Source organism: Streptomyces sp. NPDC004610 (assembly GCF_040609715.1).
GTDB lineage: Bacteria > Actinomycetota > Actinomycetes > Streptomycetales > Streptomycetaceae > Streptomyces.
In genome coordinates, this window is sequence record NZ_JBEXLA010000007.1 from 184,246 (window position 1) to 210,551 (window position 26,306).

General features: G+C 71.2%; 25 protein-coding genes. 14 read left to right on the forward strand and 11 right to left on the reverse strand.

Translation table 11 applies throughout. The features are described from left to right. Together ABZX40_RS10270 and ABZX40_RS10275 are read right to left on the reverse strand one after the other, a co-directional pair. Entirely contained in the window at nucleotides 1-1,713 is a 1,713-nt protein-coding gene (locus ABZX40_RS10270) for an albusnodin/ikarugamycin family macrolactam cyclase (RefSeq protein WP_355734356.1), read from the reverse strand. Between the two features lie 99 nt (nucleotides 1,714-1,812). Continuing rightward, entirely contained in the window at nucleotides 1,813-1,977 is a 165-nt protein-coding gene (locus ABZX40_RS10275) for an albusnodin family lasso peptide (protein WP_355734359.1), read from the reverse strand. 168 nt (nucleotides 1,978-2,145) lie between these two features. On the opposite strand from ABZX40_RS10275, the gene ABZX40_RS10280 reads away from it, so the two are divergent. Continuing rightward, a complete protein-coding gene (locus ABZX40_RS10280) occupies nucleotides 2,146-3,459 on the forward strand; it encodes a helix-turn-helix transcriptional regulator (RefSeq protein WP_355734362.1) in 1,314 nt (437 codons plus the stop codon). 90 nt (nucleotides 3,460-3,549) lie between these two features. Next, nucleotides 3,550-6,672, forward strand: coding sequence for a molecular chaperone Hsp90 (locus ABZX40_RS10285; protein WP_355734364.1), 3,123 nt, complete (start codon nucleotides 3,550-3,552; stop codon nucleotides 6,670-6,672). Nucleotides 6,673-6,740: 68 nt separating this feature from the next. Here ABZX40_RS10285 and ABZX40_RS10290 read toward each other — a convergent pair whose 3' ends face one another. Next, complete coding sequence (locus tag ABZX40_RS10290; RefSeq protein ID WP_355734366.1) at nucleotides 6,741-7,133, reverse strand: hypothetical protein; 393 nt, start codon at nucleotides 7,131-7,133, stop codon at nucleotides 6,741-6,743. Nucleotides 7,134-7,348: 215 nt separating this feature from the next. Here ABZX40_RS10290 and ABZX40_RS10295 point away from each other — a divergent pair, with 215 nt between their 5' ends. Further along, entirely contained in the window at nucleotides 7,349-8,290 is a 942-nt protein-coding gene (locus ABZX40_RS10295; RefSeq protein ID WP_355734369.1) for a hypothetical protein, read from the forward strand. 137 nt (nucleotides 8,291-8,427) lie between these two features. On the opposite strand, the gene ABZX40_RS10300 is transcribed toward ABZX40_RS10295, so the two are convergent. Then, nucleotides 8,428-10,833, reverse strand: a complete 2,406-nt coding sequence (locus ABZX40_RS10300) for an HAD-IC family P-type ATPase (protein WP_355734371.1) — start codon at nucleotides 10,831-10,833, stop codon at nucleotides 8,428-8,430. A 171-nt stretch (nucleotides 10,834-11,004) separates the two neighbouring features. Next, nucleotides 11,005-11,274 (reverse strand): DUF2530 domain-containing protein, encoded by a 270-nt coding sequence (locus ABZX40_RS10305; RefSeq protein WP_355734374.1) that lies wholly within the window; start codon nucleotides 11,272-11,274, stop codon nucleotides 11,005-11,007. Between the two features lie 146 nt (nucleotides 11,275-11,420). Between ABZX40_RS10305 and ABZX40_RS10310 the strand changes: the two genes are divergently transcribed. Beyond that, the gene (locus ABZX40_RS10310; RefSeq protein WP_355734376.1) at nucleotides 11,421-12,818 is read left to right on the forward strand and encodes an NCS2 family permease; all 1,398 of its coding nucleotides are present in this window, start codon (nucleotides 11,421-11,423) and stop codon (nucleotides 12,816-12,818) included. A 45-nt stretch (nucleotides 12,819-12,863) separates the two neighbouring features. On the opposite strand, the gene ABZX40_RS10315 is transcribed toward ABZX40_RS10310, so the two are convergent. Next, a complete protein-coding gene (locus tag ABZX40_RS10315; protein WP_355734379.1) occupies nucleotides 12,864-13,046 on the reverse strand; it encodes a ribbon-helix-helix protein, CopG family in 183 nt (60 codons plus the stop codon). Between the two features lie 181 nt (nucleotides 13,047-13,227). On the opposite strand from ABZX40_RS10315, the gene ABZX40_RS10320 reads away from it, so the two are divergent. From ABZX40_RS10320 to thpR, 3 genes are all read left to right on the forward strand, one after another. Further along, nucleotides 13,228-13,668, forward strand: coding sequence for a MarR family transcriptional regulator (locus ABZX40_RS10320; protein ID WP_355734382.1), 441 nt, complete (start codon nucleotides 13,228-13,230; stop codon nucleotides 13,666-13,668). Between the two features lie 279 nt (nucleotides 13,669-13,947). Continuing rightward, nucleotides 13,948-15,357, forward strand: coding sequence for an MFS transporter (locus tag ABZX40_RS10325; RefSeq protein WP_355734385.1), 1,410 nt, complete (start codon nucleotides 13,948-13,950; stop codon nucleotides 15,355-15,357). 29 nt (nucleotides 15,358-15,386) lie between these two features. Further along, entirely contained in the window at nucleotides 15,387-16,004 is a 618-nt protein-coding gene (thpR, locus tag ABZX40_RS10330; protein WP_355734388.1) for an RNA 2',3'-cyclic phosphodiesterase, read from the forward strand. Between the two features lie 243 nt (nucleotides 16,005-16,247). Here the strand turns inward: thpR and ABZX40_RS10335 are convergent, their stop codons facing one another. Together ABZX40_RS10335 and ABZX40_RS10340 are read right to left on the reverse strand one after the other, a co-directional pair. Then, entirely contained in the window at nucleotides 16,248-17,240 is a 993-nt protein-coding gene (locus ABZX40_RS10335) for an aldo/keto reductase (protein ID WP_355734391.1), read from the reverse strand. A 63-nt stretch (nucleotides 17,241-17,303) separates the two neighbouring features. Next, entirely contained in the window at nucleotides 17,304-17,894 is a 591-nt protein-coding gene (locus tag ABZX40_RS10340) for a Uma2 family endonuclease (protein WP_355734394.1), read from the reverse strand. Between the two features lie 105 nt (nucleotides 17,895-17,999). On the opposite strand from ABZX40_RS10340, the gene ABZX40_RS10345 reads away from it, so the two are divergent. Further along, complete coding sequence (locus ABZX40_RS10345; RefSeq protein WP_355734397.1) at nucleotides 18,000-18,812, forward strand: aminoglycoside adenylyltransferase family protein; 813 nt, start codon at nucleotides 18,000-18,002, stop codon at nucleotides 18,810-18,812. Here ABZX40_RS10345 and ABZX40_RS10350 read toward each other — a convergent pair. Then, entirely contained in the window at nucleotides 18,800-19,474 is a 675-nt protein-coding gene (locus tag ABZX40_RS10350) for a GDSL-type esterase/lipase family protein (RefSeq protein WP_355734400.1), read from the reverse strand. The genes ABZX40_RS10345 and ABZX40_RS10350 overlap by 13 nt on opposite strands. A 141-nt stretch (nucleotides 19,475-19,615) precedes the next feature. Here ABZX40_RS10350 and ABZX40_RS10355 point away from each other — a divergent pair, with 141 nt between their 5' ends. After that, complete coding sequence (locus ABZX40_RS10355) at nucleotides 19,616-20,623, forward strand: WD40 repeat domain-containing protein (protein WP_355734402.1); 1,008 nt, start codon at nucleotides 19,616-19,618, stop codon at nucleotides 20,621-20,623. Here the strand turns inward: ABZX40_RS10355 and ABZX40_RS10360 are convergent. Both ABZX40_RS10360 and ABZX40_RS10365 read right to left on the reverse strand, forming a co-directional pair. Beyond that, nucleotides 20,620-20,982 carry a hypothetical protein gene (locus ABZX40_RS10360; RefSeq protein ID WP_355734405.1) on the reverse strand — a complete coding sequence of 121 codons (363 nt, stop codon included), beginning with the start codon at nucleotides 20,980-20,982 and terminating at the stop codon, nucleotides 20,620-20,622. The genes ABZX40_RS10355 and ABZX40_RS10360 overlap by 4 nt on opposite strands. A gap of 90 nt (nucleotides 20,983-21,072) precedes the next feature. Further along, on the reverse strand, nucleotides 21,073-21,975 hold the full coding sequence (locus tag ABZX40_RS10365) for a TetR/AcrR family transcriptional regulator (RefSeq protein ID WP_355734407.1): 903 nt from the start codon (nucleotides 21,973-21,975) through the stop codon (nucleotides 21,073-21,075). 150 nt (nucleotides 21,976-22,125) lie between these two features. On the opposite strand from ABZX40_RS10365, the gene ABZX40_RS10370 reads away from it, so the two are divergent. From ABZX40_RS10370 to ABZX40_RS10390, 5 genes are all read left to right on the forward strand, one after another. Then, nucleotides 22,126-23,091: an ATP-binding cassette domain-containing protein gene (locus ABZX40_RS10370; RefSeq protein WP_355734409.1), complete on the forward strand. Its 966-nt coding sequence runs from the start codon at nucleotides 22,126-22,128 to the stop codon at nucleotides 23,089-23,091. After that, the gene (locus ABZX40_RS10375) at nucleotides 23,088-23,918 is read left to right on the forward strand and encodes an ABC transporter permease (RefSeq protein WP_355734411.1); all 831 of its coding nucleotides are present in this window, start codon (nucleotides 23,088-23,090) and stop codon (nucleotides 23,916-23,918) included. The genes ABZX40_RS10370 and ABZX40_RS10375 overlap by 4 nt, the downstream gene beginning before the upstream one ends. 188 nt (nucleotides 23,919-24,106) lie before the next feature. Next, the gene (locus ABZX40_RS10380) at nucleotides 24,107-24,976 is read left to right on the forward strand and encodes a helix-turn-helix transcriptional regulator (RefSeq protein ID WP_355734413.1); all 870 of its coding nucleotides are present in this window, start codon (nucleotides 24,107-24,109) and stop codon (nucleotides 24,974-24,976) included. Next, a complete protein-coding gene (locus tag ABZX40_RS10385) occupies nucleotides 24,973-25,152 on the forward strand; it encodes a DUF397 domain-containing protein (protein WP_355734415.1) in 180 nt (59 codons plus the stop codon). The genes ABZX40_RS10380 and ABZX40_RS10385 overlap by 4 nt, the downstream gene beginning before the upstream one ends. Nucleotides 25,153-25,307: 155 nt before the next feature. Continuing rightward, a complete protein-coding gene (locus ABZX40_RS10390; RefSeq protein ID WP_355734417.1) occupies nucleotides 25,308-26,282 on the forward strand; it encodes a hypothetical protein in 975 nt (324 codons plus the stop codon). Nucleotides 26,283-26,306: the final 24 nt, after the last annotated feature.

Below are 26,306 nucleotides of genomic sequence, written 5' to 3' on the forward strand. Positions count from 1 at the left end.
TCATCGGACATCGCCGGGGGGTGGCGCAGCCGCTTCCCATCGGGTAACCGGCGCGTTCTCGACGGCTTCGAGCCAGGCTTCGGCGGCGAGCGCGGCCAGCAGCGGCGGCCACACCGTCGGGGCGCCGAGCGCTGCCGAGTGGAGAGCCTCCCGCAGGGGCCCGGGGGCGATGATGCCTCCGGCGGCGAGGCGGCCGTCCGTCAGTGCGAGGACCCGTCGGAGATGGCGGCGCAGCCCCTGGTGGAAGTCGCCCGCGAACACTCCCTTCGTAGCGCGCTCGCGGTGCGCCTCGGGGAGCAGCTCGGCGAAGGTGTCGGCGAGCAGCGGCTTGTAGCGGCGTGCCGAGTAGCGCTGTCCGGCGGGTGCCGAGACCACCGCGTCCAGGACCGCGCCGTCGAAGTAGGGGTTGGCGAGACCGACACCGAGCGCTGCCGCGAGCTGGATCTCGGAGTGGGCGGTACGCGCGGCGTTCCGCAGGGAGGCGACGAACACCGGGTGTGCGGCCGTGCCCGCCGGTGGGCTCACCTCGGGCACGGGGGCGGCGAGCCACGGCGGCCGGGGGCGCGGCGCGCGGCCGATGCGTCCGGCGTCGCCCCGTAGCGCGGCGGCGATCAGCGGCCTCGGGTCCTGGCGGCGCAACCGCGCCCACTCCATCGCGTCCCCGAGCATCCGCAGCCACCGTCCGCGCCGGACCAGGGCCGCGAGATGCGTGGGCGCGGCGAGGAACAGCGCGTCACCGCCGTCGCCGGTCAGATGGCAGCCGGAGCCGGTTTCGGCGATCATCCGGAGCTGGTCCGAGAACATCGACCAGGTGGCGGTGGAGGTGGCCGGCTCGTCGGTGGCGGGCAGCGGTACGTCACTCGGGGCGAACGGCAGATGCCGGGTGCCGAGTGGAAGGAACCTCTGGTCCAGTCCGGGCACGGACAACGCTCGGGCGTACTCCAGGTCTCCCCCGCGCGTCACTCCCTCGGGGTGGAGGGTCACGCCGGTGACCGGCCCGTAGCGCGCGGCGAGCAGGGTGATCGTGGTGGAGTCCATGCCCGCGAGATCAGCGGTCGCGGACACGCCCTCCACCCGCACCCGGACTCCTTCGGCAAGCACCCGCCGAAGCCTCCGCGCGACTTCCTCAGGTGTGCGCCGGACAGCCCTCCACCACGGGGACAGACCTGCTCCAGGCGCCCCAAGGGTCAGTACGTGCCCGGGGGGTACGGGCCTCACCCCTGCCCATGCGCTGTGACCTGGAAGGGGCGAGAACGGATCCCGCAGACGGGCGGCAAGCCACTCGGCGTCCACCTTCGCGCCGGTCAGCGAGGAGAGCGCGAGGGAGCTGGACCCCCACACCGGCCCGCCGGGAGTGTCCACGACGTAGAGGGGGGAAGCGCCCGCCGTATCGGCCAGGACTTCCACGATCCCGCTTCCGTCCATGCGCACCACCGTGTGGGTCCCCGCCCACGAGCCGATTGCCTCGCCCAGGTCGAGGGACGACAGAGCGCGGGCGAGTTCACGCTCCGACGCGGAGCACGGGCCGAGCACGGCCAGGCGAGCGCCCCCGCGTTCCACGGTCCGTACATGGGCGGTGGGCTGCCCGGCATCACGGACCACCCACAGTGCCGGATCACGCCAGAGCAGCCGTGCGCCGACCGGCGTCGCGGCGGCGGGGCCGCGGCTGCCCGGGGCGCGGCCTCCGTACCACGGTGCTACGCGTTCTCTCATCTCTCCACCTGAACGGTCGCGAGGAACCGAAGCGACCCCGCCGGGGTCCCGAAGCGGCCCCGCCGGTGTTCCGAACCCGGCGGGGCCGCCCCTCTGCCATCAGTCGTACGGGTACGACTTCGACTCGGTGCCGCTCTGGTCGCTGCCACGCGTCAGCGCGGCGGCGTCACCCAGGACGATGACCGAGGGGACCACCGAGGGAACGGCGAGGGCGTCGGCGTCCCTCGTCGACTCCGCGGTGTGCTCCTGCGTCATCTGCGTCATCTCTCTTCCTCTCCTCCTTTCCTTTTCACTTCCTGCAAGGAACTGTTCGGTGCCTTTCGAGTACAGCCCAACTCGGCGGCCCCGCAGAGGCATTGCGGGTGGTCCCGGAGTGGTCCCGGCCTCGCTGTCAGTAGGCTCGCGGTCACCGTCGATGATGGGATGGATGGTGTGGACGACCCGATCCGGCACCCCCTCGCCTACGCGCGCGGTCTGCGTGGCTGGTCCCAGGCCGATCTCGCCGTCGCCCTCGACCGGGCGGCCCGTTGCCACGGGCTGCGCTCCGGCGCCGACAAGGCCGCCGTCAGCCGGTGGGAGAACTGGCGCAAGACACCGAACCCCGAATCGCAGCTCCTGATCGCCGAAGCCTTCGGCATCCCGCCGGGAGACCTGGACGCGTACGGCTGGCCCTACTGGCTCCCCGGACGGGACGAGCCGCTGCCGCTGGGCGCCGCCCACGCCCTCCCCGCACTCCACGACGCACAGAGAGCCGCCATGGACCGCCGTGACTTCATGACCTACAGCGCTGTCTCGCTGGCGGGCCTCGCCGCCCAGTGGGCCACGATCGCCCCCGAACGCCCGGCCGCGGCCCTTGGCGGCAAGCGGGTGGACGCGGAACTGGTGGGCTGGCTGGAGGACACCAGCAGAGAGCTGACCGCGCTGCCCACCGAACAGCGGCAGCACACCATCCGGCTGATGGACGCGCACCTCGCCACGGTGACCGATCTCCTCGCCGACGGCCGCTACACCGATGCCACGGGCCGCCGTCTCCATCTGCTCGCGGCCTCCCTGGCGACGACCTGTGGCTGGTACCGCTTCGATCACGGTCGTCACTGGGCGGCGGGCAAACTCTGGGGCGCCGCCCTCCAGTCCGCGCACGCCGCGGGCGACCGCGACCACGGCGCCGGGGTCCTCTCCGACTTCGCCTATCAGTCGAACTGGCTCGGCCGCCCCCGGGTCTCCGTCGACCAGCTCGGCCACGCGCTCTCGGGGACCCGGCACCCCGCCGCCCGGTCCCTGCTGCTGCTCCGGCGGGCGCGAGCGCATGCGGCCCTCGGCGACCGCCCCGCCTGCTACCGGGACCTCGCGCGGGCCGAGGCCACCCTCGACCGGGACGCCGAGGACCCCGCACCCGGCTGGTGCGCCTGGATGGGGCCGGCCGACCTCGCCGTCGACTCCGGCCGGTGCCTGCTCGACCTCGGCCGCACCGCCGAGGCCCAGGCCCACATCGCCGAGGGCATGGCCCTGCTGCCCGCCGCACGGGACAAGACGCGCGGGATCTTCCTGACCTATCAGGCCACCGGACTGCTGAAGTCCGGCGAGGTGGAGCAGGCTCTCGCCGTCACGGGCCGGTCGCTCGATCTCGCCACCCGTATCGGTGCGCCCCGATGCGTCGCCCTGGTCAAGGAGCTGGCCCCCGCCTTCGAGCCCCACCGCCAGGTCGAAGGAGTCCCGGAGTTCCTGGAACGACTCAGGGCGGGCTGAGCGCACGGCACCCCACCCCCACCCGCCGCGCGGGCCCCACCCCCCGCCCGGAGCGGTACGGTCATCCCCACGCCGATGAGGAGAGTGAACGTGAGCAAGTTCGTGCGGCCGGCCGCCGAGGGGGCCGACCCGTTCGGGACCGCCCGGCTGCGGCGTGGGGTGCTCGACGCGTGGGCCACCAGCCCCGCCCGCTTCCGCGAGGACGCCAACGCCGAGGAGGACCTCGTCCTCGGCGGCTACCGGGACCGGCTGGTCGTCGAGCTGGCGCAGAACGCCGCCGACGCCGCCGCCCGCGCCGGGGTGCCGGGACGGCTCCGGCTCACCCTCCGTGACGGGGTGCTGGTCGCCGCCAACACCGGCGCCCCGCTGGACGCCGCCGGAGTCGAATCGCTGGCCACCCTGCGCGCCTCCGCGAAGCGGGACAACGAGTCGTCCGTCGGCCGGTTCGGCGTCGGCTTCGCGGCCGTCATCGCCGTCACCGACGAGCCCGCCGTCGTCGGACGGCACGGCGGGGTCCGCTGGTCCCTCGCCGAGGCGCGCGAGCTGGCCGCCGGGACCGCCCGGCACAGCCCCGGCCTCGGCGACGAGATCCGGCGGCGCGACGGGCACGTACCGCTGCTCCGGCTGCCGTTCGCCGCCGAGGGCACCGCGCCCGACCCGTACGACACCGCCGTCATCCTGCCCCTGCGGGACACCGCCGCCGCCGAACTCGCCGAGCGGCTGCTCGACGCCGTGGACGACGCCCTGCTGCTCGCCCTGCCGGGGCTGGCGGAGGTCGTCGTGGAGAGGGGGGACGGGGAGCGCACGCTGCGGCGCGGGAGCGACGGGGCGCTGACCGTCGTGGACGACTCCCGGGACGGAGTCACCCGGTGGCGGACCGCCGCCGCGCACGGGGCCGTCGCGCCCGAACTGCTCGCCGACCGGCCCGTCGAGGAACGGCTGCGGCCCCACTGGTCGGTCACCTGGGCCGTGCCGGTGGACGCGGACGGCACTCCCGTCAGCCCCCGGACCAGCCCCGTGCTGCACGCGCCCACCCCCAGCGACGAACCCCTCGGCGTCCCCGCCCTGCTCATCGCGTCGTTCCCGCAGGACACCACCCGCCGCCACACCGCCCCCGGCCCCCTCACCGACTTCCTGGTCGAGCGGGCCGCCGACGCCTACACCGAACTCCTCGCCGACTGGCGCCCGGTGACGGACGGGATCATTCCGCTGGTCCCCGGTCCCCTGGGCAAGGGTGAGCTGGACGGGGCCCTGCGCGCCGCCATCCTCCAGCGCCTGCCCCGCACCGCCTTCCTGCCGCCCGCCCTGCCGCCCACCGACGAGGACGCCCCGGAGTCGCTGCGCCCCTGGGACGCGGAGGTCGTCGAGGGCGCGGGCGCCGACACCGTACGGGTGCTGGCGGAAGTGCTGCCGACGCTGCTGCCCGCCGGGCTGGAGCGGCGCTCCGAGCTGCGCACGCTCGGGGTCGCCCGCGTGCCCCTCACCGACGCCGTGGACCGGCTGGCCGGGCTGGAGAAGACACCGGAGTGGTGGTGGCGGCTGTACGACAGTCTCGCCGGGGTCGATCCCGACCGCCTCTCCGGGCTTCCTGTTCCTCTCGCCGACGGGCGGACGACCATCGGGCCCCGGCAGGTGCTGCTCCCCACCCCCGACTCCGCCGGGCTCGACCCCGAGGTGCTCGCCCGGCTCGGGCTGAAGATGGCCCACCCGGACGCCACGCACCCTCTGCTGGAGAAGCTGGGCGCCCTGCCCGCGACCCCCCGGGCCGTCCTCACCACCCCCCAGGTCCGAGCCGCCGTCGCCGCCTCCCTGGACGACGACGGCGGCGGGGGCAGCATCGGCTGGGAGGAGGACGCCCCGGACCCCGACGAACTCGCGGACACCGTCCTCGCCCTGGTCCGCGCCGCCGCCCTCGAACCCGGCGACGAACCCTGGCTCGGCGCCCTCGCCCTCCCCGACGAGGACGGCGAACCCGCCCCGGCCGGCGAACTCGTCCTCCCCGGCAGCCCCTTCGCCGCCGTCATGCGCGAGGACGAACTCGCCTATGTCGACGCCGAGCTGGCCGCGAAATGGGGTGAGCAGCCGCTCGCCGCCTGCGGGGTCCTCGCCACCTTCGCCCTCGTCCGCGCCACCGACGTCGTCCTCGACCCCGATGAACTCGAACCCCGCGAGGGCGACTACGCCGAGCCCGACGACGCCGGACTCCTCGACGCCGTGGACGTCTGGAGCGAGGACATCCTCGACCGCTTCCCCGACTCCCCGGTCCCACCCGTCGCCACCGAGCTGATCGCCGTACGGGATCTGGATCTGGTGGACGAGGACAAGTGGCCCGAGGCCCTCGCCCTGCTGGCCCGGCCGCCTCTGCGCGACGCCCTCATCCAGCCGGTCCGCGTCCTCCTCCCCGACGGCACCCACGAGGTCGTCCGGCCGTACACGGCGTGGTGGCTGCGCGGCAATCCGGTGCTCGACGGCCGCCGCCCGGCCGGACTGCTGGCCGCGGGCGGCGACCCGCTGCTGCGCGGCCTCTACGAGGAGGCGGACGCCACCGGCTTCGACGACGAACAGGTGCTGCGCGCGCTCGGCGTCCGCACCTCCGTCGCCGCGCTCCTGGAGGAGCCGGGCGGCGCCGCCGAACTCCTCGACCGCCTCGCCGACCCCTCCCGCGAGGTCACCGGCGCCCAGCTCCACGCCCTCTACGGCGCCCTGGCCGACCTCGACCCCGAGCAGGTCACCCTGCCGGACGAGCTGCGTGCCGTGCGGGACGGGCGGGTGACGGTGGTCGACGCGTCGGAGGCGGTCGTGGTCGACTCCCCGGACCTCCTCCCCTTCACCGACGGCATCCCCCTCCTCCCGGTCCGCCCCGCCCGCGCCGCCGAACTGGCCGAACTGTTCCAGGTACGGCGGCTGAGCGAGTCGGTGTCGGGGGTGGTGGACTCGCAGGGCACGGAGCACGAGGTACCGGACTCGGTACGGGTCCTGCTGGGCCCCTCGACCCCGCTCACATACGTCGAGCACGAGGAACTGCTCGTCGACGGTGTCGAGGTCGACTGGCGGCTCACCGACGACGGCGTCCTGCACGCCGCGACCCTGGAGGGCGTGGCGGCGGGCCTGGCGTGGGCGTCCCGCCAGTGGCCCCGCCGCTTCGAGGTCGCGGCCCTGCTGGAGGACGCGTCCCGGACGGAGGAGCTGGCCCGGGATCGGTGGTTCGACTGAGGGTGGCACGCGCGGAGAGGCCGCCCCTACCGGTGAGACGCCGGTGGGGGCGGCCTCTCCGCTGCCCCCTAGTCCCAGATGTGCGCGTGCATCGCCGCGAATCGCTTGTACATCAGGCTCAGCTTCTGCGAACTGTCCCGCACTTCCAGGAATGCGAGGACGAGTGAGCACAGGTGATCCACGGCCTCGCGGTTCTGGGCCGGGGTCAGATGGTCCGGTTCCCGCCAGTCTCCGACCAGCCGCTCGTCAGGGAACAGGTCGAGGAGGACCTGCTTGTGCCAGTAGAAGCTGCTGCACTCACCCCTGCGGACGACCAGCCACTCCGTGAAGCCCCGCAGCAGCCCGCCCGACCTGCCGAGATCGACTCCCGTGAGGAACATGGCCGTCGCGTAGTAGGTCTGGTTCAGGCCGTACCCTCCGGGATTGTCACGGACGTTCGTGATCGTCTGCTTGTCGTTCATTCACTCGTCTCCCGGAGCCTGAAGCGCCGGATCGCGCCCCGAACGTGCTCACGATTTCTTCATGGATGTGTACAACCATTGGGGCGTCTGATGCATCTGATCAGGTGAGCCAACAGGCTCACCTGATCAATTGGACCCCGGGCGTGACCACGCGCCGGCGCGCGCAGCGCGCGCCGCGCGACCGCCGGGGCCCCAACTTCCCAGGGGGGAAGCACATGCGCAAGCGGGTCACCCTCGGCGTCGTCGTCAGCGGCGCCCTGGCCCTCTCCGCCCTCGCCGTGCCGGCCGCGCAGGCCGACGGCGGTTCGTACACCCCGGAGGACATCTCCAAGATCGCCCAGGCGGCGCGTGACGCGTCCGCCGCCGCCGACGGCAAGAGCGCGTTCCGCGCCGCCGCCGCGGAGCCGGGCGTTCCCTACACCCTCGACCTCAAGTTCTCCGGTGTGAAGGTCAACAACGGCAAGCCGATCGTCGCCGGTACGTCCGCGATCGTCAGCGTCCCGGTGACGTACAAGGTGACGCACGCCGCGGACATCGACATCACCGACCCCGAGCTGTTCGTCAACGTCGAGATCTACCGCGGTGACTTCACCGACCCGACCAACTTCCTCTACGGCGACGAGCCGCACACCTGCACCGCCACCTCGTCGACCGCCGCCAACTGCAAGGGGAAGATCGACATCTACCCCGACATCGAGCTGACCAACGCCGACGCCACCAGCTGGAAGGGCGTCGGCTACGCCATCGACCTCAACGGCCAGGACCCGCTCGACCCGAACGCCGACTGGGGCCAGATCGGCTACGTCGACCAGGACAAGGTCACCACCACCAAGCTCCAGCGCCTCTCCAAGCTGACGGTCAACGCCAGCCCCGAGCCGGTCAAGAAGGGCAAGACCATCACGGTCACCGGCAAGCTGTCCCGCGCCAACTGGGACACCGGCAAGTACGCCGGCTACTCCACCCAGCCCGTGAAGCTCCAGTTCCGTAAGAAGAGCTCCAGCACCTACACCACGGTCAAGACCATCAAGACCAACAGCAAGGGTGAGCTGAAGACCACGGTCAAGGCGTCCCAGGACGGCTACTACCGCTACAGCTTCGCCGGGACGAGCACGACCCCCGCGGTCAACGCCACCGGTGACTTCATCGACGTGAAGTAGATCCCCCAGGGGATTGCCCGGGGATCACCCGGGCGCGGGAGCCTCGGACCGGCGGCGGCCGGTTCGCGGCTCCCGTGTCTTTTCCTCGCCCCCGTGTCTTTTCCTCGCCCCCCCGCGCGGGTATCCGCGGGGACCGCTCACGCCGGGAACCGCCGGTCCACCCACCGCCACAGGAACTCCAGCACCAGCGCCGCCCCCGCCGCGATCCCCACCGCGATCCACGGCATCGTCGTACCGACCAGCTTCAGGGCGAAGAAGTCCTGGAGCCAGGGGACCGCGAGGACCAGGACGAAGGCGCCGCCCATCGCCGCCACCAGCACCACCCGCCACCAGGTGTACGGGCGGGCGATGATCACCAGGACCCACATGGCGATGAGGAAGAGGGTCAGGGTCGCCGCGCTGGTCTCGGCGTCCAGGGCGTCCGGGCCCGTGTAGTGGTGGCGGGCGATCAGGTACGTCGTGAAGGTCGCCACCGCCGCCAGGACCCCGCCCGGGATCGAGTACCGCATCACCCGGCGGACGAAGTGCGGTTTCGCGCGTTCCTTGTTCGGCGCCAGGGCCAGGAAGAACGCCGGGATGCCGATGGTGAGGGTGGACAGGAGGGTGAGGTGGCGGGGCAGGAACGGATACTCCACCTGCCAGCACACCACCAGGATCGCCAGCAGCACCGAGTAGACCGTCTTGACCAGGAACAGCGTCGCCACCCGCGTGATGTTCCCGATGACCCGGCGGCCCTCCGCCACCACGCTCGGCAGCGTGGCGAAACTGTTGTTCAGCAGCACGATCTGCGCCACCGCCCGGGTCGCCTCCGAGCCGGAGCCCATCGCCACACCGATGTCCGCGTCCTTCAGGGCCAGGACATCGTTCACCCCGTCACCGGTCATCGCGACCGTGTGCCCCCGGGACTGGAGCGCCCCCACCATGTCCCGCTTCTGCTGCGGGGTGACCCGCCCGAACACCGTGCCCTCGTCCAGCGCCCCCGCCATCTCCTCCCGCCCGGCAGGCAGCTCCCGGGCGTCGATCACCGTCCCGGTCAGGCCCAGCTTGCCCGCGACCGCGCCCACCGAGACCGCGTTGTCCCCGGAGATCACCTTCGCCCGGACATCCTGGTCGGCGAAGTACCGCAGGGTGTCCCCCGCGTCCGGCCGCAGCCGCTGCTCCAGCACCACCAGGGCCACCGGCCGCGCCCCCGCCGACACCTCCGGGTCGTCCAGCTCCCGTACCGCCCGCGCCAGCAGCAGCACCCGCAGGCCCCGCTCGTTGAGCCGCTCCGTCTCCGCGAGGGCCGGGTCACCGGCCGCCAGCAGCACGTCCGGCGCCCCCAGCAGCCACGTACTCGACTCCCCGCCGCTCTCGCCACCCTCGTTGAACGACGCCCCGCTGTACTTGCGGGCCGAGGAGAAGGGCAGCGACTCCGTGCAGCGCCACTCCTCGCCGTCCGGATAGGCGTCGATGATCGCCTTCAGCGACGCGTTCGGCCGCGGATCCGACTCCCCGAGCGCCCCCAGCACCGTGCGGACATACGACTCCTGTGCCCCGTCCAGCGGGCGCAGCTCCATGACATCCATACCGCCCTCGGTGAGCGTGCCCGTCTTGTCCAGACAGACCGTGTCCACCCGGGCCAGCCCCTCGATCGCCGGGAGTTCCTGCACCAGGCACTGCTTGCGGCCCAGCCGGATCACCCCGATCGCGAACGCCACGGAGGTCAGCAGCACCAGACCCTCCGGGACCATCGGCACGATCCCGCCGACCGTCCGCGCCACCGAGTCCTTGAACGCGTTCTCCTTCACCACCAGCTGGCTGATGATCAGCCCGATCGCCGTCGGGATCATCATCCAGGTCACGTACTTGAGGATCGTGGAGATACCCGTACGGAGTTCCGAGTGGACGAGCGTGAAGCGGGACGCCTCCTCGGCGAGCTGCGCCGCGTACGCCTCCCGGCCCACCTTCGTCGCCCGGAACGCGCCCCCGCCGGCCACCACGAAACTGCCCGACATCACCTCGTCGCCGGGCTGCTTGACGACCGGGTCGGCCTCGCCGGTCAGCAGTGACTCATCGATCTCCAGCCCGTCCGCCTCGACGCACACCCCGTCCACGACGACCTTGTCACCGGGGCCGAACTCGATGACGTCGTCCAGCACGATCTCCGAGGTGCCGATCTCGGTGGCGGTGCCGTCCCGGCGGACCGTCGGACGGACCTCGCCGATCAGCGCGAGGGAGTCCAGGGTCTTCTTCGCCCGCCACTCCTGGATGATCCCGATCCCGGTGTTGGCGAGGATCACGAACCCGAACAGGCTGTCCTGGATCGGCGCGACGAACAGCATGATCACCCAGAGCACACCGATGATCGCGTTGAACCGGGTGAACACATTCGCCCGGACGATCTCCCCGAGGGAGCGGCTGCTGCGGACGGGGACGTCGTTGACCTGCCCGCGCGACACCCGCTCCGCGACCTCCGCGCCGGTGAGTCCGCCGACCCGTCCCGGGGGTGGGGATGGGGGGTGCGCAGGGTTCAGGCCGGTACCCGCGTCGGTGTGCGTCATGCCTTTGACGGTACGTGGGGGAGGGGGCGTGTACCCGTTGTGGTGGGGAAGATCCGACCAGGGGAGGAGGGGGGCGTGCCTCGGATGTATGGGTGCGGGTTGGTGGGGGGTGGTCGCGCAGTTCCTCGCGCCCCTAAAGGATTGGGGGCGTTGCTGTGAGCGCCGACCGGATCAGGAGCCCGTTGAAGCCGCAGCCGTCGCCGCCGCCCGCTTGATCGCCTGGTCCCTTTTCCTGACGTACCAGATGCCGATCAGGCCCAGGCCCGCGCCCGCCAGGCAGGTCCAGAGCCACCAGGTGTGGCCGTGGTCGGCGTACCAGCCGTAGAACGGGAGCTGGACCAGGAAGAGGGCGAACCAGAGGATCGTGCCGCCCGTGATGGTGGCGACCACGGGGCCCTCCAGGGGCTCCGGTGCCTCGTGCCGGGGTGTCCACTTCGCCATGGGGCCAGCTTACGAGGCCGGTGGGGTCCGCCGGGGGTCGGATCCCCCACGCCGGTCTACGCGCGGAGATAGGTGTTTTCGGCTTCATATGTTCATACTGAAACTGTTTCTTACTGGCCACTTATCTTCGTAGGAACCTCTAAACGATGCCCAGCTCGGCTCTCGACCGCTACTTCAAGATCTCCGAGCGGGGCAGCTCCCTGCCCCGGGAGATTCGCGGTGGCTTTGCCACCTTCTTCGCGATGGCGTACATCATCGTGCTGAACCCGATCATCCTGGGCAGCGCGAAGGACATGTACGGTCACCAGCTCGACAACGGCCAGCTGGTCACCGCCACGGCCCTGACGGCGGCGTTCACCACCCTGCTGATGGGGGTGATCGGAAACGTTCCGATCGCGCTCGCCGCCGGGCTCGGGGTGAACTCCGTCGTCGCCCTCCAGCTCGCCCCCCGGATGTCCTGGCCGGACGCCATGGGCATGGTGGTGCTGGCCGGTTTCGTGGTGATGCTGCTGGTCGCCACCGGGCTGCGCGAGCGCGTGATGGCGGCCGTGCCGTACTCCCTGCGCAAGGCCATCGCCATCGGGATCGGCCTGTTCATCATGCTGATCGGGCTGGTCGACGCCGGGTTCGTGTCCCGGATCCCGGACGCCGCCCAGACCACCGTCCCGCTCCAGCTCGGCAGCGGCGGTCATCTCATCGGCTGGCCCGTGCTGGTCTTTGTGCTCGGGGTGCTGCTGACGCTGGCGCTGATCGTGCGCAAGGTGGCCGGCGCGATCCTGATCTCCATCGTCGCCATGACCGTCGTCGCGATGATCATCGACGCCGTCGCCACCATCCCCTCCTGGGGGCTGACCACCCCGAAGTGGCCCGGCAACCCGGTCGCCACGCCCGACTTCGGGCTGCTCGGCGAGGTCAGTCTGTTCGGCGGGTTCGCCAAGGTCGGGGTGCTGACCGGCGTCCTCTTCGTCTTCACCGTGCTGCTGTCCTGCTTCTTCGACGCCATGGGCACGATCATGGGCGTCAGCGACGAGGCCAAGCTCACCGACGGTGAGGGTCAGATGCCCGGCATCAACAAGGTGCTCTTCGTCGACGGCATCGCTGTCGCGGCCGGTGGCGCCAGCTCCTCCTCCGCCACCACCTGCTTCGTGGAATCGACGGCCGGTGTCGGCGAGGGCGCGCGCACCGGCTTCGCCAACCTGGTCACCGGCGCGCTCTTCGCCGTCGCGCTGTTCCTCACCCCGGTCGCCACCATGGTCCCGTCCCAGGCGGCCACCCCGGCCCTGGTCGCGGTCGGCTTCCTGATCCTCGCCGGGTCGATCAAGGAGATCGACTGGTCCGACTACACCCTCGCCGTCCCCGCCTTCGTGACGATGGTGATGATGCCGTTCACCTACTCGATCACCAATGGCATCGGCATGGGCTTCATCACCTTCGTCGTGCTGCGGCTCGCGGCCGGGCGGGCGAAGGAGATCCCGGTGGCGATGTACGCGGTGGCCGGGGTCTTCGCCTTCTACTACCTGATGCCGGCGCTGGGGCTGACGTAAGGCGCCCGGGGTGCTGGCAGGGCCTTCGGGCCGTGTCTCCGGGGCTCAGGTGACCCCGTAGAACTTCTCCGTTTCCTCGACCGCCGCGCTGAAGCGCTGGTCGAAGTCGTCCCGAATGAGCGTCCGGACCACATAGTCCTGGACGCTCATTCCTCTTCTGGCCGCATGGCTCCGGAGTCGGCCGAGCAGCTCCTCGTCCATACGCAGGCTGAGCACGCTGGTCCCCATGGGCACGAGGGTCACCGCAGCGGGGTGTCCGGCACGTCGCTTTCCGGAACCGGCTCACCCGTTCGGGTGGCATGCCGGTTTCGGCGGTTTCGCCGCCCGGTGGGGTGGGCACGGGGGCGTGCTCGCGCGAGGGCGTTCCCGAGGGTGGTATTTAGAGAGAGTAATGAGTTACGCTAAAGACATGTCGGACCTCACCACCCATGGCGACGACGCCGCCGCCGTGAACTCTCTGCGCTCGGCCGTGATGCGGCTGTCCCGTCGGCTCAAGCATCAGCGGGTCGACGAGTCTCTGAGCCCGACCGAGATGTCGGTCCTGGGCACCCTGGCCCGCTGCGGCACCGCCACCCCCGGTGAGCTGGCCCGCAAGGAGCATGTCCAGCCGCCGTCGATGACCCGGATCGTCGCGCTGCTGGAGGCCAAGGGGCTCGTCCGGCTGGAGCCGCACCCGGAAGACCGCAGACAGAAGGTGGTCACCCAGACCGAGCGGGCCGAGGCCATGCTCGAAGAGAGCCGCGCCAAGCGCAACGCCTTCCTCGCCACGCTGGCCGAGGGCCTCGACGAGGAGGAGTGGGCGAAGCTGCGCGCCGCCGCGCCCGTGCTGGAGAAGCTCGCGCATTTGTAGGGGCGGGGTGGACGGCTGCGGGCGGTGGCGGGGGTGTGCGGTCGCCGGGCATCCGTAGGTGCCGGGCACGGGCGGTCGCCGGGCAATCCGTAGGTGCCGGGCGCGGTCAGTCGACGGGTGCCGTCCGCCGCCGGAGGTATGGCGTCGCGCGACTCACTCCAGTCCCTCCAGCCACTCCACCCCCTCCAGTCATCTCAGCCCCTCCGGTCACTTCACCCGTCACTTCACCCGCTCCAGTGATCCAAGTCATCATCCCTCGTCCCAAGGAGGCGAACCCCTTTGAGTACGGGACCCGGAATACCTTCCGCACCCGCACCAGAACCCGACACCACCCCCGACGACCCCCTTGAGGACCCCCGCGAGAAGCGCCGGTCCTCCGTCATGTTCTCGTCGCTGCGGATCCGCAACTACCGGCTCTTCTTCATGGGCCAGGTCGTCTCCAACACCGGTACCTGGATGCAGCGCATCGCCCAGGACTGGCTGGTGCTCAGCCTCACCGGCTCCGCCACCGCCGTCGGATTCACCACGGCCCTGCAATTCCTGCCGATGCTGTTCCTCGGTCTCTACGGCGGCGTCCTGGTCGACCGGCTCCCCAAGCGCCGCACCCTGCTGTTCACCCAGACCGCGATGGGCCTCACCGGCCTCGCGCTGGCCGTGCTCACCCTCACCGGACTGGTCGAGGTCTGGCATGTCTATCTGGCCGCCCTCACCGTCGGTCTCGTCACCGTCGTCGACAACCCGGCCCGGCAGTCGTTCGTCTCCGAGATGGTCGGCCCCGACCAGCTCCAGAACGCGGTCAGCCTCAACTCCGCGAACTTCCAGTCCGCCCGCATGATCGGCCCCGCCGTCGCCGGAGTCCTGATCACCGGGGTCGGCACGGGCTACGCCTTCCTCTTCAACGGCCTGTCCTTCCTCGCCCCCCTCACCGGTCTGCTGCTGATGCGCGCCCGCGAGCTGCACACCGTCGAACGCGCCCCGCGCGGCAAGGGACAGCTCCGCGAGGGGCTGCGCTATGTCGCCGGGCGGCCCGAGCTGGTCTGGCCGATCGTGCTGGTCGGTTTCATCGGCACCTTCGCCTTCAACTTCCCGGTGTATCTGTCCGCCTTCGCCGACGATGTCTTCCACGGCGGAGCCGGTGCATACAGCCTCTTCAACACCCTGATGGCCGTCGGCTCGGTCACCGGCGCGCTGCTCGCCGCCCGCCGGGGCACCGCGCGGCTGCGGGTGCTCAGCGCCGCCGCGCTGCTGTTCGGGACGCTGGAGATCGTCGCCGCGGCGACACCGCAGCTGTGGATGTTCGCCCTGATGATGATCCCGATCGGCCTCTTCGGCATGACGGTGAACGTCACCGCCAACACCAACATCCAGATGTCCACCGACCCCGCCATGCGGGGCCGGGTGCTCGCCCTCTACATGATGGTCTTCCTCGGCGGAGCGCCGGTCGGCGCCCCGATCGTCGGCTGGATCACCGACACCTACGGTGCCCGGATCGGCCTCGCGGTCGGCGGCGCGGTCGCCGCCCTCGCCGCCGCGACCATCGGCGTCATCCTCGCCCGGGTCGGCGGACTGCGGCTCTCCATGGGCTGGGACGCGGGGCGGCCCCGCCTGCGGTTCGTGCCACGGCAGCGGGACGGTCGCGACGACGGGGACCGGGACCCCTCCGGGGAGGAGCTGGCCGGGGCTGCCTGACCCGGCCGGGTGTGGCAGGGTCGGGGGCCGTGAGGCTCTTCGCGGCCGTGCTGCCGCCGCCCGGACCCGTTGTCGCCACCCTCGCCGACGAGGTGGCCGCGCTGCGCCGCCTGCCCGGCGCCCAGGCGCTGCGCTGGACCGACCCGTCCGGCTGGCACTTCACCCTCGCCTTCTACGGGGAGGTCGACGACGGAGTCGTCCCCGAGCTGTCGGCCCGGCTGGCGCGGGCGGCGGGGCGTACGCCACCCTTCGCGCTGGCCGTACGGGGCGGCGGGCAGTTCGGGCACGGGCGGGCGCTGTGGGCCGGGGCCGAGGGGGATCTCGCGGTGCTGCGGCGGCTCGCGGAACGGGCGGAGGCGGCGGGGCGCCGGGCCGCCGGTGCCGGGCAGGGGGAGCACGGGGGGCACCGGGAGCACGGGGAGCGTGGGCAGCACCGGCGGTACCGGCCGCATGTGACGCTGGCCCGGAGCCGGGGCGGGGTGCTGGACGTGGGGGAGTATGTGGCCGCGCTGGCGGGGTTCGGGGGGCCGGAGTGGACGGTCCTGGACCTCGCGCTGGTCCGCAGCAACCCGCCTGCGCGGGGAGTGCCGGGCGCCCGGCCACGGTACGAGGTGGTCGGGCGCTGGGCGCTCGGGGGCGGCGGTTAGGCTCGGGGCGTGGATCCGAAGACCCGGAACCGGATTATGGCCGGTGCGCTTGTTCTTTTGTTCGTGGTTGTCGCTCTGGCCTCTGCGGTGGGGAGGTAGGCCGCGGGCGCCCGGAGGGGCACCCTCACCCCCGGCGCCCCTGGGGTCGGCCGGTGCCGCTGAGGTCGGCCGTCCCCCTCCGCCCGATGAAGAGCCGAAGCAGCTGAACCCCTTCGACTACTTCGACCACTTCGACCACTTCGACTACCAGGCGAACGCCTCCGGGCTGGGCCCCGGCCCCGGGAAGATGTCGTCGAGGGCCTTCAGGGTGTCGTCGGAGAGGTGCAGGTCGACCGCTCGGAGCGTGGATTCCAGTTGCTCCGCGGTGCGGGGGCCGACGATCGGGCCGGTGATGCCGGGGCGGGTGAGGAGCCAGGCCAGGGCCGTCTCGCCGGGTTCCAGGCCGTGCTTGTCGAGGAGATCCTCGTAGGACTGGATCTGGGCGCGGGCCGCCGGGTCGCTCAGGGTGGCGGCGGCGCGGCCGGAGGCGCGGCGTCCGCCCTGGACCTCCTTCTTGATCACACCGCCGAGCAGCCCGCCGTGCAGCGGGGACCAGGGGATGACGCCCAGGCCGTACTCCTGCGCGGCCGGGATGACCTCCATCTCGGCGCGCCGCTCGGACAGGTTGTAGAGGCACTGCTCGCTGACCAGGCCGATGGTGCCGCCGCGGCGCTCGGCGATCTCATTGGCCTGGGCGATCTTGTAGCCGGGGAAGTTGCTGGAACCGACATAGAGGATCTTGCCCTGCTGGATCAGGACGTCGACGGCCTGCCAGATCTCCTCGAACGGGGTGGACCGGTCGATGTGGTGGAACTGGTAGACGTCGATGTAATCGGTCTGGAGGCGCTGGAGAGAGGCGTCGACAGCGCGGCGGATGTTCTTCGCCGAGAGCTTGTCGTGGTTGGGCCAGGCGTCCCCGTCGGCCGCCATGTTGCCGTACACCTTGGTGGCGAGGACGACCTTGTCCCGGCGGTCGCCGCCCTTCGCGAACCAGGTGCCGATGATCGATTCGGTACGGCCCTTGTTCTCGCCCCAGCCGTACACATTCGCGGTGTCGAAGAAATTGATGCCCGCGTCCAGCGCCGCGTCCATGATGGCGTGGCTGTCGGGTTCGTCCGTCTGCGGACCGAAGTTCATCGTGCCGAGGACGAGTCGGCTGACCTTGAGTCCCGTGCGTCCGAGCTGCGTGTACTCCATGGTCCACAAGCCAACGACTTGGAGTGGGCTCCAGGCAAGTGGGGAGGCGGTGGGGACGGGGGCTCAGTCGCGGGGGAAGTCGTGGGTCTTGAGGGTCAGGTCGACGGGAGTGGCGCTGAGGTCCAGATCCACGCCGAAGGCGACGGACAGGTGGGTGAGGTACTCGCCTTCCTTCGGCTGGGTGTAGAGGTGGCACTTGCCCTGGTAGGGGTCGGCGATGAGATACACGGCGACACCCGCCTCGGCGTAGGCGGCCTTCTTGGGCCCGTAGTCGTTGGTCGCGGTGCCCTTGGAGATGACCTCGGCGACGAAGACGACGTCCTCGCAGGCCCACATCCCGTCCGCGTTCTTCGCGGCGGTCTCGGACAGCAGCGTCACATCGGCCGCGAAGCCGTTCAGCCTGCCGGGATAGTCGATCCGTACATCGGACTTGAGGCGGGCGCGTGGGTGCTTGGCCCGCAGTTGCTCGATGAGATCCAGGATGATGTCCCAGTGGGTGTCCCGCTGCGGCGACATGAAGATGTTCCCCCCGACGATCTCTACCTTCGTTCCCTCGGGGATGGGCAGCTTCGCAAGCCACTCGAACAGCAGGTCCAGAGTCAGCTCGTCGCGTTCTTCGGCCATGTCGATCCTGTCGATCTCTACGACGGACATCCTGGCGCTCCTCCCCGGCAGCCTCACGAACGAGGACAGCCGCGCGGTCCAACGATAGGCATAAAGCGTGGACACGGGGAGTGAGCGCCGCCCATAGTGCCGGACATGCCGCCAGCCCCGGACAAGCCGACCGACCCCGTGCCGCCCGTCGACCCCACTCCCGCCGTGCCGCCCCTCGACCCCACCCCCGCCGTCCTCTCCCTCCTCCACGACCACCTCGGTGACGGTCTCCTCGGTGTCTATCTCCATGGCTCCGCCGTGCTCGCCGGGCTGCGGCCGTACAGCGATGTCGATCTGTTGGTGGTCGTGGCGCGGTCGCTGAGCGAGGGGCGGCGGACGGCGCTGGTGCGGGCGTTGCCGGGGGTGTCCGGCGCGGTCGGGGACGCCGGGCGCAGGCCCGTCGAGCTGATCGTCGTCGCGCGCGCCGACATCGACCCCTGGCGGTACCCGCCGACCTGCGACTTCCTCTACGGGGAGTGGCTCCGGGAGGAGTACGCGCGCGGGTACGTCCCCGGGCCGGAACCCATGCCCGATCTCGCGCCCCTCATCACCATGGCCTGCGCCGCCGACACCCCCCTGTACGGACCGTCGGCGCACGCGCTGCTGCCCGCCGTACCGCACGCCGATCTGCGGCGGGCGATCGTCGCCGGGGTGCCGGAGCTGCTGGCCGAGCTGGCGACGGACACCCGGAATGTGCTGCTGACCCTCGCCCGGATCTGGACGACCCTCGTCACCGGGGACATCAGGAGCAAGGACGCGGCGGCAGGCTGGGCCGCCGAGCGGCTCCCGGCGCCGCACCGGCCGGTGCTGGAGTGGGCGCGGCGGGGGTATCTGGGCGAGGCGGTGGGCGCCGCGCCCGGTGGGGTGGCGGAGTGCGCGGCGGCGATCGTCGGGCGGATCCGCGCTCAGGACGTGTAGGGGGCGCCCAGGTCCCAGCCCTGGTACAGCGCCTCCGCGAAGGCCGCGGCGATCTTGTGCTCGCCGTCGGCGTTGGGGTGGGTGCCGTCGTAGGTGTCGGTGTGCAGGTCGTACCCGGGTGGGGGCGAGGCCAGGAGCAGGGGGGAGCGGGGTTCGTCCAGGTCGGCCAGGGCCTTGGCGAGGAGTTCGTTGAAGGTGGTGACCTCGGTGGCGAAGTGGTCGTCGGCGGCGGCCCGGATGTTCGGTATCACCGGGAGGACGACCATGCCGATCCCCGGCCGGGTCTCCCTGGCCCCGGCGACGAACGCCCGGACGTTGGCGGCGGTCTGCCCGGCGTCCGTGTAGAAGCCCAGGTCGATCAGGCCGAGGGAGACCAGCAGGACATCGGCCTTGGCGGTGCGGGCCGTCGCCCCGATCACCGGCGCCATGTGCAGCCAGCCCTCGCCCCACCCGGCGAGATGCCGGCGCGGGAAGTCCGGCTCGGCGTAGGCGTACGACACGGGGGCGTCGGCGGCCTTGTCGTAGAGCGTCTCCCTCGGGCCGACCAGCGTGAACGGCCCTCCGTAGCTGGCGCACAGATGCCGCCACAGCCGATAGCGCCAGGTGTGCTCGCCCGCACTGCCGATGGTCATCGAGTCGCCTACCGGCATCAACCTGAGCATCCGCTCATGATGGGGGATGCGGGGGAGCGGTACGGGCCGGGGGTGGGTATCGGGTGCGCAGGGTCTACCGGGACGTACATAGGTATGCGGGCGCACGGATGTGCGGGCCGGAACGGGCGTACGGGATGGCAGTCTTGGGGCATGCGCCGATCCCTGGTCCCCCTCGCCGTCGCCGCCGCTCTGCTCACCGGCGGTCTGCTCGCCCTGTCGTCGCCGTCGACCGCGTCCGCCGCCGACGGTGACGAGGGGTTCACCATCGAGGACCCGCGGATCACCGAGTCCAGCGGCCTCGCCGCGTCCCGCCAGCACCCCGGGATCTACTGGACGCACAACGACAGCGACGACGGCGCCTTCCTCTACGCCGTCGACAGCGCCACCGGCGAGACGGTCGCCACCCTCACCCTCACCGGCGTCGGGACCCCGAGGGATGTCGAGGCGATCTCGATCGGCCCCGGCAATCAGATCTACGTCGGCGACATCGGCGACAACCTCGGCGGCACCTGGGACCACGTCTGGATCTACCGGCTTCCCGAGCCGAAGGAACTCACCGACCGCACGATCGAGGCCACCCAGTACGTCGTCCAGTACGAGGACGGCGCCCGGGACGCCGAGTCGCTGATCGTGCACCCGGAGACCGGGCGGGTCTACATCGTCGACAAGAACGCCGAGGGCGGTCAGCTGTACGAGGGGCCGGCCGAGCTGTCGCCGTCCGGCACCAATGTGTTCGAGCCGATCGCCGCCGTCCCCGATCTGGAGGCCACCGACGCCACCCTCTCCCCGGACGCCCGGTATCTCGTCGTCCGCAGCTACTTCGGGGCCGTCGCCTACACCTGGAACGGCGGACAGCTCAAGCGGCTGGAGCGGCTGAGCGTGCCGACCGGCTTCGTCCAGGGCGAGTCCGTCACCTACACCGCCGACGGCGGCCGGCTGATGTACGGGGCCGAGGGGGAGGGCAGCAAGGTCCTGCCCGAGGACCCGCCCGGGGACGGTGGCGGGGGAGCAGGATCCGCCGACTCGGCGGCCGGGGCCGAGGACTCGGGGAGCGGGGCCGGTGACGGGCGCAATCTGTCCGTCGGGGCCGGGGCGCTGGGCGCGGCGGTGGTGGTGATGCTGGTGCTGGGGGCGCGGCGCAGGCGGCGGCGGGGTTAGCGCCCTTCTGCCTGTTGCTGTCGTTGCTCCCGGCGGGTCCGGTGGGCGCGGACGGCCCGGGTGATGCCGTAGCCCAGCAGCCAGGGCAGGACGGTGATGCCGCCGATGTAGACCGTGACGAAGCCGGTGATGTCGTCCCAGTCGGTGCCGGGGCCGTTCGCGCGGGGGAAGGCGACGACGACCATGCCCACCGTGACCGGCAGCAGGGGCGGCAGGACGGACCAGAGGCGGGGTGCCCAGCCCGGCCGGCGGGCGCACCAGACGCCGGTGGCGGCCATCAGGAACGGTCCGCAGGGGACCCAGAGCAGCAGGGGGACGAGGAAGAGGACCGTCCAGTCGTCGCCGTACCCGAACATCATGGGCGGTGCCCTCCCCCGTGCCGATGGGCGTTCCGGTGCGTCGGGGAGGACGCGGGGGGTGAGAGGGGTGGTTCCCGGGGGCGGTGGGTGTCAGGGGGCGCCCGGGGCGCAGGTGGGGTCGATGTCCTCGGGGGTTCTCGGTGACCCGTCGTGCCGCGCCGCCCGGCGGGCCACCTCCGCCTCCAGGCCGTCGAGGAGGCGCTGGAGGCCGTACTCGAAGTGGTCGAAGTTCGAGCCCCAGGTGTTCTCGTCCAGGGAGGCCATGAGGGGGAAGCGACCGCTGTCGAGGACCTCGGTGAGGATCGGGATCTGGGCCTCCCAGAACTCCATGTCGGTGAGCCCGGTGCGGCGCTCGACCTCCGCCTGGTGGACCTTGGTGCGGGCGGCGCCGACGACATAGCTGTCCACCAGGACGATCGCCGAGACCAGCTCGCGGTCGGGCAGGCCCATCGGGCGGATCAGGGAGAGCACCTTCTCCATGCCGTCGAGCGCGCTCGGGCCGAGGATCGGCCGGGACTGGTTGACGTGGAGCAGCCAGGGGTGGCGGCGGTAGAGGGCGAGGGTGGAGCGGCCCATCGCCTCCAGGGCGGAGCGCCAGCCGCCGGTGCCCAGGTCGGCGGGGTTCTGGGAGGGGCGCTGGACGCGGTCCAGCATCAGATCGAGCAACTCGGCCTTGCCGGGGACGTACCGGTACAACGACATGGCGCCGGTGCCGAGTTCCGCGGCGACCCGGCGCATCGAGAGCGCCTCCAGGCCCTCCGTGTCGGCGACGCCGACGGCCGCCTCCACGATCCGGTCGAGGGTCAGACCGGGCTTGGGGCCGCGGGTGGGGCGGCGGCCGATGTCCCAGAGCAGTTCGAGGGTGCGGACGACGTCCCCGGCGCCGCTGGTCTCCGTGGCGCCGGGCCCCTTGGAGCCGGTCCCCTTGGGGCCCTTCGCGCCGGGGCCGCCGCCCCCGTCGCCATCGGCGCCGGCCTTCTTCCTGCTCGTCATGGCACCACTTTAAAGGGCTGGTGGGGGGTGCGGAGTAAAAATTGAGTACAGCGTACGCGCAATCGGGTACGCTGTACTCAGTTGGTCGGTGAGCGGCAGGGCTCGTCGCGGGAAGAGGCCCCACCAAGGGGCCGCTGAGGGGGAAGGCACATGGACGACGGATTCGCGGTACAGGCCCAGGGCCTGGAGAAGCGCTACGGCGAGAAGCGGGCGCTGGACGGCTTCGATCTGGTCGTGCGGGAAGGCACCGTGCACGGCCTGCTCGGGCCGAACGGCGCCGGGAAGACCACCGCCGTGCGCATCCTGTCCACGCTGGTCAAGCTGGACGGCGGGCGGGCCGCGGTCGCCGGGCTCGATGTGGCGACCAGGGCGCGCGAGGTCCGCGCCCGGATCGGTCTGACCGGCCAGTACGCGGCGGTGGACGAGGTGCTCACGGGCCGGCAGAACCTGGAGATGTTCGGCCGTCTCTTCCATCTCGGCGGGCGGCGCGCCAAGAGCCGGGCCACCGAGCTGCTGGCGCAGTTCGACCTCACCGAGGCCGCCGACAAGGGCGCCGGAGGCTACAGCGGCGGCATGCGCCGCCGACTGGACCTGGCGGCCTCGATGATCCTCGCCCCGGCGGTCCTCTTCCTGGACGAGCCGACGACCGGCCTCGACCCGCGCAGCCGGGGCGAGGTCTGGGAATCGGTGCGCGCCCTGGTCGCGGGCGGTACGACGGTGCTGCTGACGACCCAGTATCTGGAGGAGGCCGACAAGCTGGCCTCCCGGATCACCGTCATCGACCAGGGCCGGGCCATCGCCGACGACACCCCGGACGGGCTGAAGAACCTGATCGGCGGCGACCGGATCGAGGTGGTCCTCGCCGAGCGCTCGGACATCCCGCGCGCGGTGAAGGTCGTCGCCCGGGTCTCGGACGGCGAACCGGAGTCCGACGAGACGGAGTTGCGGGTGCACGCCCCCGTCACCGACCGGGTGGCGGCGCTCACCGAGGTCGCCCGGGTCCTCCAGGACGAGGGCGTCCAGGTCGAGGACATCGGGCTGCGCAGGCCGAGTCTCGACGATGTCTTCCTGCGCCTGACCGGACACCGGGTGGAGAAGGAGACGGCCGCCGCATGAGCACCCTCGATCTGAAATCGACCGACGCACCGCCCACCCGCGGCGATGCGTACTGGCTGCTCGCGGATGTCTGGAACATCGTCCGCCGCGGTCTGACCCACTACCAGCGCCAGCCGGTGAACATCGCCTGGCAACTCGGCTTCCCGATCCTCTCCGTCCTCCTCTACGGCTATGTCTTCGGCAGCGCGATGACCGTGCCGGGCGGCGGGGACTACAAGGACTTCCTGATGCCCGGCATGTTCGTGATGACCATGGCCTTCGGGTTCATCAACACGGCGACGGTCGTGGTCTACGACTCCACGAAGGGGGTCATCGACCGGTTCCGGTCCATGCCGATGTCGTCGTCGGCGGTGGTCGCGGGCCGGGGGGTCACCGATCTGCTGGTGGCCTGCGCCGAACTGGCCATCATGATGCTGACCGCGATGGCGATGGGCTGGCGCCCGGACGGCGGCTGGGGCTTCCTGGCGGCCTTCGGACTGCTGCTGTGGCTGCGGTTCGCGCTGATCTGGGTCGGGGTCTGGCTGGGCCTGATCGTGCCCAACCCGGAGGCGGCGGGCGGTCTGTTCGCGGTGGCCTTCCCGCTCACCATGATCTCCAGCATCTTCGTCGCCCCGCAGCTGATGCCGGACTGGCTGGGCTGGGTGGCCGCGTGGAACCCGATCTCCTCGACGGCGGCGGCGGCCCGCGATCTGTTCGGGACGCCGGTCGGGGGCGGTGACTCCTGGGTCGAGCAGAACGCGCTGCTGATGTCCGGGCTGTGGCCGCTGATCCTGACGGCGATCTTCCTGCCGTTGGCCGTCCGGCGGTTCCAGCGGCTCAGCCGGTAGGGAGGTACGGGGAGGGCCGACGAGGGGGCGTTCGGGACGATGGCGTGCTGAAATCGCCGCGAATATGTCGCGAATATGTCCCGAATGCACCCACTCAACTGAATGTATTCACTCGTCCCTCGATCGAGTGATGGGCGCTCACGGTCCGTGATCGCTGTGGGAAGGTGACCGCAGAGAGGGGAGGTCACATGCCCGCAGGTGGACGGCCGACCGTGCGCAGTCGGCGATTGGGTACGGCGCTCAGGCAGTACCGCTATGCCGCCAGTTTCGACCAGCCGCAGGCCGCCGAGGTCATCGCGGCGAGCCAGGCCCGGGTCAGCCGTCTGGAGAGCGGGCATGTCACGGCCCGGGTGATCGAGGTGCGCCTGCTGCTGGACGCGTACGGCGTCGACGACCCCGAGGTGCGTACCAAGCTGGAGGAGCTGGCGAAGCACTCCAAGAGCCGGGGCTGGTGGCTGGAACACGCCGCTCATCTGCGCCCGGACTACGTCGATCACATTGCGCTGGAGGACGACGCCACCTATATCCGCGAGTGGCAACCGGTGCTGGTGCCGGGGCTGTTGCAGACGCCGCAGTACGCGGAGGCGGTGATCTCGGCGGGGCCCGACTATGTTGCGCCGGAGGTGATCGCGCAGCTGGTCAAGGTGCGCAGGGGGCGGCAGGCGAAGATCGGGGAGGGCGGGGCGTCGTACACCGCGATCATCTGGGAGGCGGTGATCGCGCATCCGCTGGTGAGTGTCGAGGTCCATCGCGAGCAGCTCGCCGCGATCCTTGAGGTCGGCCGGCGCAAGAACGTGACGGTGCAGGTGCTGCCGTTCAGCGCGGGGGCGCTGGCGGCGGCGAGTTCGGCGTTCTCGTCGTTCAGTTTCGACAACGAACCCGCCGCCGAGGCGGTCACGATGGAGAACCTCCGGGGCACGTCCGTCCTCGAAGCTCCCGAAGACCTCGCAGCTTACGGCAATACGTTCGACCTACTACGATCAGCAGCGTTGACGCCGGACGCCAGCTCGAAGTACCTGCGGGCCATAGTGCGGACCCTCAAGGAAGACTCATCGTGACGGACGTAGTGGGCCCCTTCCGGAGATCGTCGTACTCCGGACAGCAGGGCAACTGCGTCGAAGTCGCCCCCACCGCCCCCCAGGGCCGGACCGTCCGCGACAGCAAACACCCTGATGGGCCGTGGGTGACGGTGTCGCGGGACGGGTGGGAGGCGTTTGTGCGGCAGTTCGGGTGAGGTTTTCGGCCGTTGGGGGGTGAGGGGTGTCTGGGGGCGTGGGGGCATGGGTGGTGATGTGGCACTGGCATATTCATGTGGCATATTCACTCGTTTGGTTGAAGTGAGGGCCGATTCCGCGTAATCCGCGTACTCGTCCAACTACCGTCCGTCATATGGTTAGTTCGCCACACGATGCGATGCATCGGATCTTCCGGGACGACCCGGGACTGTTCGCCAGGCTCCTGCCGAGGGCCGGCATCGCTTTCCCTGAGTACTACTCGATCGATCCGCTGGACACCGACCTCACCGAGATCCGGCCGATGGAGCGCCGGGTGGACAGCCTGTTCCGGGTGCGGGCCGCCTCCGACGACGGGGGCTTCCTGCTCGCGGTCGAGGCGCAGGGGAAGAAGGACCCGGACAAGCGCAACAGCTGGACGTACTACTTGGCGTACTTGTATGCCAAGTACCGCCTGCCGCCTGTCCTGGTGGTTCTCTGCCGGGACAAGTCGACGGCGGCGTGGGCGATGGAGCCCATCCGGGTCGGTCCCGGCTTTCACACCAGCATGCATGTGTATCCGATGGTCCTCGGGCCCGGAAATCTGTCCGCGATCACGGATCCCGGCGAGGTGGCGGCGGATGTCCCGCTGGCCGTGTTCTCGGCGTTCGCCCACGCCAAGGACCCGGGGCTGCCTGCCATACTGGAGGCGCTGGCGGCCGGGATGAAGGCCAGTTCCGAGGCCGATGCGGGGCCCGCTGAGGGTCTGAGCATCGATATGTGGGCGGAGTACGTGGAGATTGGTCTGGGCACGGGCTCGGACCGAGACCTCTGGAGGCAATTGATGCGCAAATACACCCCCAACTTCCCCGGCAGCGGCACGCTCCTGGAGGAGACCTGGCTGGAAGGGCGGGCGAAGGGGCAGGAGGAGGGACGGGCTCAGGGCCTGGAGGAAGGCCGAGCCGAGAGCCGTAGGGAGGACATCCTCCGAATCCTCGCCGCCCGCACCATCGACGTCCCCGCCCCCGTCCGCGACCGCATCACCGCCGGTGCCGAACTCGATGTGCTGGACCGCTGGTTCGACCGCGCGCTGACCGTGACGGACGCCGATGAGCTGTTCGCCGAGGGCGACGAGGGCGCCGAGCAGGGCTAGGTCGCGTACCCGCGCGAAGAGCGC

What these genes read in the sequence shown, in the direction of transcription:
- ABZX40_RS10270 (WP_355734356.1), bottom strand. Translation starts at nt 1,713, where the DNA reads ATGAGAGAACGCGTAGCACCGTGGTACGGAGGCCGCGCCCCGGGCAGC.
- ABZX40_RS10275 (WP_355734359.1), bottom strand. Translation starts at nt 1,977, where the DNA reads ATGACGCAGATGACGCAGGAGCACACCGCGGAGTCGACGAGGGACGCC.
- ABZX40_RS10290 (WP_355734366.1), bottom strand. Translation starts at nt 7,133, where the DNA reads ATGAACGACAAGCAGACGATCACGAACGTCCGTGACAATCCCGGAGGG.
- ABZX40_RS10295 (WP_355734369.1), top strand. Translation starts at nt 7,349, where the DNA reads ATGCGCAAGCGGGTCACCCTCGGCGTCGTCGTCAGCGGCGCCCTGGCC.
- ABZX40_RS10300 (WP_355734371.1), bottom strand. Translation starts at nt 10,833, where the DNA reads ATGACGCACACCGACGCGGGTACCGGCCTGAACCCTGCGCACCCCCCA.
- ABZX40_RS10305 (WP_355734374.1), bottom strand. Translation starts at nt 11,274, where the DNA reads ATGGCGAAGTGGACACCCCGGCACGAGGCACCGGAGCCCCTGGAGGGC.
- ABZX40_RS10310 (WP_355734376.1), top strand. Translation starts at nt 11,421, where the DNA reads ATGCCCAGCTCGGCTCTCGACCGCTACTTCAAGATCTCCGAGCGGGGC.
- ABZX40_RS10315 (WP_355734379.1), bottom strand. Translation starts at nt 13,046, where the DNA reads ATGGGGACCAGCGTGCTCAGCCTGCGTATGGACGAGGAGCTGCTCGGC.
- ABZX40_RS10320 (WP_355734382.1), top strand. Translation starts at nt 13,228, where the DNA reads ATGTCGGACCTCACCACCCATGGCGACGACGCCGCCGCCGTGAACTCT.
- ABZX40_RS10335 (WP_355734391.1), bottom strand. Translation starts at nt 17,240, where the DNA reads ATGGAGTACACGCAGCTCGGACGCACGGGACTCAAGGTCAGCCGACTC.
- ABZX40_RS10340 (WP_355734394.1), bottom strand. Translation starts at nt 17,894, where the DNA reads ATGTCCGTCGTAGAGATCGACAGGATCGACATGGCCGAAGAACGCGAC.
- ABZX40_RS10345 (WP_355734397.1), top strand. Translation starts at nt 18,000, where the DNA reads ATGCCGCCAGCCCCGGACAAGCCGACCGACCCCGTGCCGCCCGTCGAC.
- ABZX40_RS10350 (WP_355734400.1), bottom strand. Translation starts at nt 19,474, where the DNA reads ATGCTCAGGTTGATGCCGGTAGGCGACTCGATGACCATCGGCAGTGCG.
- ABZX40_RS10355 (WP_355734402.1), top strand. Translation starts at nt 19,616, where the DNA reads ATGCGCCGATCCCTGGTCCCCCTCGCCGTCGCCGCCGCTCTGCTCACC.
- ABZX40_RS10360 (WP_355734405.1), bottom strand. Translation starts at nt 20,982, where the DNA reads ATGATGTTCGGGTACGGCGACGACTGGACGGTCCTCTTCCTCGTCCCC.
- ABZX40_RS10365 (WP_355734407.1), bottom strand. Translation starts at nt 21,975, where the DNA reads ATGACGAGCAGGAAGAAGGCCGGCGCCGATGGCGACGGGGGCGGCGGC.
- ABZX40_RS10370 (WP_355734409.1), top strand. Translation starts at nt 22,126, where the DNA reads ATGGACGACGGATTCGCGGTACAGGCCCAGGGCCTGGAGAAGCGCTAC.
- ABZX40_RS10375 (WP_355734411.1), top strand. Translation starts at nt 23,088, where the DNA reads ATGAGCACCCTCGATCTGAAATCGACCGACGCACCGCCCACCCGCGGC.
- ABZX40_RS10380 (WP_355734413.1), top strand. Translation starts at nt 24,107, where the DNA reads ATGCCCGCAGGTGGACGGCCGACCGTGCGCAGTCGGCGATTGGGTACG.
- ABZX40_RS10390 (WP_355734417.1), top strand. Translation starts at nt 25,308, where the DNA reads ATGGTTAGTTCGCCACACGATGCGATGCATCGGATCTTCCGGGACGAC.